Raw genomic sequence first — 669 nt, 5'->3', positions numbered from 1 at the left:
TGCTCTCGGCGAGCCGGTCCAGCGCGTCACAAAGCGCCAACAGGTCAACCACGCAAAAGGCTGCTCTACCCGCAGCGATCAGCCGGAACTCATCGGGTGGCTCGATATCGGTCCAGGCGCTCGCGATCGTGCAAAGTCGACCGTTCTGGCCCTCATAGACCACCCGGTCTTCGCCCCAATGACGGCGCCGGCAGATCAGTTCGAACTTGCGGCCGCAAAGCGGATGAAAAGGATGCGTGATCCGCACCTCCTGCCGGGTCGTACCCGCATGACCTGCAGTCGACAACTTTTGCCAAGGGCAAGGTTGAAGGCGCGGTGCTGATTGTTGAGCGCTGGATTCTGGCACGGCTGCGCCATCGGCGGTTCTTCAACCTGACCGATCTCAATACTGCGATCGGCGGTCTGCTGGAGGAGTTGAACCATCGGCCGATGCGCCATATCGGCAAATCCCGCCGGCAGCTGTTCGAGGAGATCGAGCGCGCTGCGTTGACGCCGCTGCCGGGCGAGCCGTTCGAATACGCCGAGTGGAAAACGGCGAAGGTCCACCCCGATTATCACGTCGAAGTCGACAAGACCTTTTACTCGGTGCCGCACCGGCTGATCGGCCGTCGGGTGGACGTCCGGCTCACCTATCGAGCCGTCGAGATCTTCCAGGATCACACGCGTGTT

At 61.9% G+C, this 669-nt stretch carries 1 protein-coding gene and 1 pseudogene; one reads left to right on the top strand and one right to left on the bottom strand.

Annotated features, from left to right (window positions below):
• A partial coding sequence (locus J6525_RS46605) for a DUF5372 family protein (RefSeq protein ID WP_225649577.1) occupies nt 1–247 on the bottom strand: 247 nt, incomplete at its 3' end.
• Nucleotides 248–294: 47 nt separating this feature from the next.
• On the opposite strand from J6525_RS46605, the pseudogene J6525_RS46600 reads away from it, so the two are divergent.
• Nucleotides 295–669: pseudogene (locus J6525_RS46600) on the top strand (Mu transposase domain-containing protein); the annotation flags it as partial.

The sequence above is a fragment of the Bradyrhizobium australafricanum genome, assembly GCF_020329495.1.
Lineage (GTDB): Bacteria > Pseudomonadota > Alphaproteobacteria > Rhizobiales > Xanthobacteraceae > Bradyrhizobium > Bradyrhizobium australafricanum.
This window is presented reverse-complemented; position numbering and strand designations above follow the sequence as displayed.